Raw genomic sequence first — 5,195 nt, 5'->3', positions numbered from 1 at the left:
GTCAGACCGTGCTCGATATGCGCACGTCGCTGATTGCCCTGAACGAGGAGTTGAAGGCGGAAGCTGAGGCCAGCGGCAAACGCTTTATTCCCATCAATATCGGTATGGGCCTCAATACCGGCCCCTGTGTAGTGGGGAATATGGGCTCCACCCAGAAATTCAACTATTCCACTCTGGGCGATACGGTGAATTTGGCCGCGCGATTGGAAGGCCAGTCGAAACCCTATCATCTCGATAATATTATCGGCGAGGCTACCGCCGCCGCCGCGCCCGATTTTGCCATGCTGGAAGTGGATTTGATCCAGGTGAAGGGGAAAACGGTGCCGGTGCGCATCTTCACCCTCATCGGCGATTTCGCGCTTAAGGGCAGTGGCAATTTCCAGAGGCTAACCGAGGTCCACGAGCGCCTCCTAGCGGCCTATCGGGGGCAGCGTTGGGATGAGGCGATGGCTTTGATCGATGAGTGCCGTCAATTGTCCGATGGGCTGTCCTCGCAGCCGCTCTACAATACCTATGTCGAGCGGATCGAAGAGTTCCGCATCAATCCGCTGCCCGCCGATTGGGACGGGGTTTATGTGGCGACGACAAAATAGGCCGGGCTTCCGTTTCGCCGGAAAGCGCTTTATGAGATCGGGCGCGGCTTTTGCGCGCCGCTGAGACAGGATAGGAGTTGAAAGAATGGCCGGTAAGGTTGAAACGCGCCTGAAGGAACTGGGGATTGTGGTTCCCGCCGTGGTGCCGCCCGCAGCGAATTACGTGCCGGGGGTCATTACGGGCAATCTTCTGTTCACGGCGGGGCAACTGCCGATGCAGGACGGCAAGCTGACGACGGCCGGCAAGGTCGGCGGCGACGTTTCGGTGGAAGATGCGGCCGCTGCGGCGCAACTCTGCGCGTTGAACGTGCTGGCGGTGGCGAAAGCCTCGCTGGGCAGCCTGGAGCGGATTAAGCGCCTCGTGAAGGTCGTCGGCTTCATCAACGGTGTGCCGGAGTTTGCCGATCACGCCAAGGTGATGAATGGCGCGTCCGATTTCTTCGTGTCGGTCTTGGGCGAAGCGGGCAAGCACGCACGTTCTTCGGTCGGCATGGGCTCGCTGCCGTTCAATGCCTCGGTGGAAGTCGAAGCGATTTTCGAAATCGAGTAAAGAGGAGCCCCAAGGGTTTGCGGCCTTCGGTCGCGAACACTTGGCAAGCGCGACGGCGCGCCCGAGCTTATGCGAGGAAAGCCTGCGTGGCGCTTGAACGGCAAAAGACTTGCGGCGGCGGGTTATTCCCGTCGCCGCGCCAGATCATAAAGGCCGACCGCCAGCAAGGCCGCTGCGATCAGCAGCAGAAACGCCGGACCGAGCCCGCGATAGCCGAAAACCCCCAAAATGCCGCCGCCGATAAAGGCGCTGACGGTCATTATATGCATCCTGACTGGGCTGCGGGCAAAGCCGCTGGGAAGGTGCCAATCGGGGTGCCGCCAATGGGCGACCCTTTGGCCAAGGGCGACGCCGATATCGGTAATCATCCCCGTCACATGGGTGGTGCGAATGCGCGCGTGGGAAATTTGGGTGACGATGGCGTTCTGAAACCCCATCAGAAAACTAAGCCCGCCCCAAAGCAGCAGAACGCGCAGGGATATTAATCCTTGGGTGCGCGGGGCAATAAACTGATCGACGGCAGCGATACCAGCCAGTAGCAGTGCTTCGACAATCAGGCAGCGCGCATAACGCCCGCGTAAGTGGCGTTCGCGCTGCCACGTCATCAGCACGGCGGTGGCGGCGGCCCCGGCGATAAAACACACCGTGACCCAGACGGCGAGCAGCGCGAGGCCCCAGTCCGCCCCGGCCAGCTCTTCCGATAGAACCGCCACGGTGCCGCTAAGGTGGGAGGAGAAATGGCCGATGGCGTGAAACCCGGCGGCATTGATAATGCCCGCGAGCCCCGCGAGCCCCATGACGAGGCTCCGCGAGGGGGCTTCACTAATCCGGCGGGCGCGGGTTGGCGCAAGGGGAGAGGTCGCGTGTGGCATTAACCCCAGGCTAGGCGTTCCTGCCGGGTGAACTCAAGGGTTTCGCATGCGACAAAATCGGAAGATTATATCTCGGGCTGAAATCGGGCTTCCGTCCGGCACAAAACCGCTTTAGCGTTTTTGACCAGTTGGTCAGCCTATGCAGAGTAAGGATGCGATTATGCCCGATGAATCCCGTTCCAGTGTCAATAACCTACGCCCGTTCTGGATGCCGTTTACGGCGAACCGTCAGTTTAAGGCCGCGCCGCGCATGTTGGTGAGCGCGGACGGCATGTATTATACGACGGATGATGGCCGGACGGTTTTGGATGGCACGGCGGGGCTTTGGTGCGTCAATGCCGGGCATGGTCGGAAAAAGATTGTTGAGGCCGTACAAAAACAGGTGGCGATCCTCGATTATGCCCCGGCGTTTCAAATGGGCCACCCCGGCGCGTTCGAACTGGCCTCGCGCTTGGCCCAGCTCGCGCCCGGCGATTTGAACTCGATCTTCTTCTGCAACTCGGGGTCGGAAGCCGTCGATACGGCGATGAAGATCGCCATCGCCTACCACCGGGCGCGGGGCGATGGCACGCGCACGCGCATCATCGGGCGTGAGCGCGGCTATCACGGTGTCGGCTTTGGCGGTATTTCGGTGGGCGGGATCGTGACCAACCGCAAGTTCTTCGGCTCGCTGCTGACGGGCGTCGATCATCTGCCCCATACGCACGATATTGCTAAGAACGCCTTCTCCAAGGGCCAGCCGGAGCATGGGGCCAATCTGGCCGACGAGCTTGAAAAGATCGTCACCTTGCACGATGCCAGTAATATCGCCGCCGTGATCGTCGAGCCGCTTGCGGGCTCCACCGGCGTGCTGGTGCCGCCGAAAGGCTATCTCGAAAAAATCCGCGCGATTTGCGATAAGCACGGCATTCTGTTGATTTTCGATGAGGTCATTACCGGCTTTGGCCGTTTGGGCACCGCCTTCGGGGCCGATAAATTCGGCGTGATTCCGGATATGATGACCACGGCGAAGGGTATCACCAATGGCGTTATTCCGATGGCCGCCGTTTTTGCCCGCGACGGTATCTACGATGCCTTCATGAACGCGCCGGAAAATACTATCGAATTGTTCCACGGCTATACTTACTCGGGCCACCCGATTGCCGCCGCTGCCGGGATCGCCACGCTGGACGTGTACCGTGACGAGCAATTGTTCGAACGCGCCGCCGAAATGGCCCCTTATTTCGAAAACGCGCTGCATAGTTTGAAAGGCACGAAGCACGTTATCGACGTGCGCAATCTTGGCCTCGTTGGGGGCATCGAGCTTGAGCCGCGCGCGGGCAAACCCACGGCGCGGGCCTTCGAGACTTTCTTGAAAGCCTATGAGGCGGGCGTTCTCATCCGCACGACCGGCGACATCATCGCCCTGTCGCCGCCGCTCATTATCGAAAAGCATGAAATCGACCGGATCGTTGAGACCCTGGCCAAGATTTTGCCAACGGTTGAGTAGGAGGGGCAGGCGGTGCGGGCCACGCTTGGTCCGCGCCGCCCCCAACCGGGGAAAAATTGCCATGACGGAGCCTGGTCCCCCCTCAAGTCTCCGCAATCTTGGCCCAAAAACGGATCGGATGCTGCGCGAGGTGGGGGTTGAGACGGCTGACGAATTGCGCGCGCTGGGGGCCGAGGAAGCTTGGCACCGGCTGCGCTTCCGGTTCGGCAAGCAAGTGACCCTCATCGCCCTTTACGCCCTCGAAGGGGCGCTGACCGACCGGGATTGGCGGCATCTGCCCGAGGCGCGCCGGGTCGAACTGAAGGCGCTAGCTTCGGTCCCCGCGCATTTCCGTTAAAAACTGTGCCACGGCACTATTGAGCGTGGTTGTTTCTCCGCCGATGGTGCGCGATGCTTCCAGCACCGATTGGGCCGCCTGTGCCGTTACTTTGGCGGCGGTCATCACACCCTCGACATTGGTGTTCACGGTCGCCGAACTGGTTGCCGCCTGCTGCACATTGCGGGCGATTTCGTTCGTAGCGGCACCTTGCTCTTCGACCGCAGCGGAAATGGTGGAGGCGACCTCGTTAAGTTGGCTGATCGTGCGACCGATACCGTGGATAACATCCACCGTTTCGTCGGTGGCCGCCTGAATGGCTTGAATCTGCTGAGTGATTTCTTCCGTGGCGCGCGCGGTTTGGCTGGCCAGATTTTTCACTTCCGAGGCGACGACGGCAAAACCCTTGCCGGCTTCCCCGGCGCGGGCGGCTTCGATGGTGGCGTTCAGCGCCAGCAGATTGGTTTGTCCGGCGATATCATTAATCAGGCGCACGACTTCGCCGATCCGTTGGGCAGCATCGGCAAGCCCCTGCACTTTAATATCGGTTTGCTTCGCTTCCTCGGCCCCTTGCGCGGCGATGCGGGCCGATTGGGCGACTTGGCGACCGATTTCGTGAATGGAGGCGGTCAATTCGCTCGCCGCTGCCGCCACGGCTTCGACATTGCTGGCGGCCTGATGGCTGGCTGCCGTGACAGTCGCCGTTTGGGTGAGGGTTTGATCGGCCGCCGCGCTCACTTGGCTGGCCGTGCGCTCCATATCGGCGGTCGAGGTGCGCAGGGCACCGATGACATCTTTAACGCGGCCGTCGAGCGATCCGGCAATCTGTAGTCTTGCTTCATGGGTTTGTTCTTCGAGCCGGTCGATATAGACGGAAACGGCCAAATCCATATCGAGATAAATCACCCGATGCAGAACATCAAGCGACCGCGCCAGCTTTTCCCGGTTCCAACGAATGAGTTTGACCAGCAACGCATCTAAATGGCTTTGTACAAGGCAGTAGCCGCCGAGATACCAGCGCGGCTCCAAGCCAATCTTGGCGTGAGCCAAACCGATGCGCACGGCGCGCCGGAAGAATTCATCATCGTATTTGCCGGAGAGCAGCGCCGTCCAATGCTCGATTTGGGTCTTTTTGAGCTGCGCGATCCGGCTCGGTCCGCCCAGCATCGCGTTAAGCTTAGAAAATTTGCTTAAATGATTATAAAATATATCTACAATCTCAGGGAGATGAGGAATAATCAAAGCTCGAACATGTTGTAAAGTTTCATTGATGTCGCTCGATATATTAAGAAAATGTAAACGTTCATCTCGGGTTTGGGCGGCATTGATAAAAATTTTGGTGATGTCGTGCATAGGTTTGACCATTCTATGAATG

General features: G+C 59.5%; 6 protein-coding genes. 4 read left to right on the top strand and 2 right to left on the bottom strand.

Annotated elements, in window-relative coordinates:
* On the top strand, positions 1-593 hold a 593-nt coding region (locus VZ95_RS14975), incomplete at its 5' end, for an adenylate/guanylate cyclase domain-containing protein (RefSeq protein WP_198148327.1).
* Positions 594-678: 85 nt separating this feature from the next.
* Positions 679-1,143 (top strand): RidA family protein, encoded by a 465-nt coding sequence (locus tag VZ95_RS14970; protein ID WP_045776571.1) that lies wholly within the window; start codon positions 679-681, stop codon positions 1,141-1,143.
* 122 nt (positions 1,144-1,265) lie between these two features.
* On the opposite strand, the gene VZ95_RS14965 is transcribed toward VZ95_RS14970, so the two are convergent.
* Positions 1,266-1,940: a YoaK family protein gene (locus tag VZ95_RS14965; protein WP_045776570.1), complete on the bottom strand. Its 675-nt coding sequence runs from the start codon at positions 1,938-1,940 to the stop codon at positions 1,266-1,268.
* Between the two features lie 235 nt (positions 1,941-2,175).
* On the opposite strand from VZ95_RS14965, the gene VZ95_RS14960 reads away from it, so the two are divergent.
* Together VZ95_RS14960 and VZ95_RS25750 are read left to right on the top strand one after the other, a co-directional pair.
* Positions 2,176-3,504, top strand: a complete 1,329-nt coding sequence (locus tag VZ95_RS14960; RefSeq protein WP_045776573.1) for an aspartate aminotransferase family protein — start codon at positions 2,176-2,178, stop codon at positions 3,502-3,504.
* Positions 3,449-3,841, top strand: coding sequence for a TfoX/Sxy family protein (locus VZ95_RS25750; protein WP_084627822.1), 393 nt, complete (start codon positions 3,449-3,451; stop codon positions 3,839-3,841). Before VZ95_RS14960 ends, VZ95_RS25750 begins: the two co-directional genes overlap by 56 nt.
* Here VZ95_RS25750 and VZ95_RS14950 read toward each other — a convergent pair.
* Positions 3,812-5,173, bottom strand: coding sequence for a globin-coupled sensor protein (locus VZ95_RS14950; RefSeq protein WP_045776568.1), 1,362 nt, complete (start codon positions 5,171-5,173; stop codon positions 3,812-3,814). The two genes, VZ95_RS25750 and VZ95_RS14950, sit on opposite strands and share 30 nt — an antisense overlap.
* Positions 5,174-5,195 lie beyond the last annotated feature (22 nt).

Source organism: Elstera litoralis, assembly GCF_000963705.1.
GTDB classification, from domain to species: Bacteria; Pseudomonadota; Alphaproteobacteria; order Elsterales; family Elsteraceae; genus Elstera; species Elstera litoralis.
This window is presented reverse-complemented; position numbering and strand designations above follow the sequence as displayed.

Coding starts and splice junctions, on each gene's coding strand:
- VZ95_RS14970 (WP_045776571.1), top strand. CDS start 679: ATGGCCGGTAAGGTTGAAACGCGCCTGAAGGAACTGGGGATTGTGGTT.
- VZ95_RS14965 (WP_045776570.1), bottom strand. CDS start 1,940: ATGGGGCTCGCGGGGCTCGCGGGCATTATCAATGCCGCCGGGTTTCAC.
- VZ95_RS14960 (WP_045776573.1), top strand. CDS start 2,176: ATGCCCGATGAATCCCGTTCCAGTGTCAATAACCTACGCCCGTTCTGG.
- VZ95_RS25750 (WP_084627822.1), top strand. CDS start 3,449: ATGAAATCGACCGGATCGTTGAGACCCTGGCCAAGATTTTGCCAACGG.
- VZ95_RS14950 (WP_045776568.1), bottom strand. CDS start 5,173: ATGCACGACATCACCAAAATTTTTATCAATGCCGCCCAAACCCGAGAT.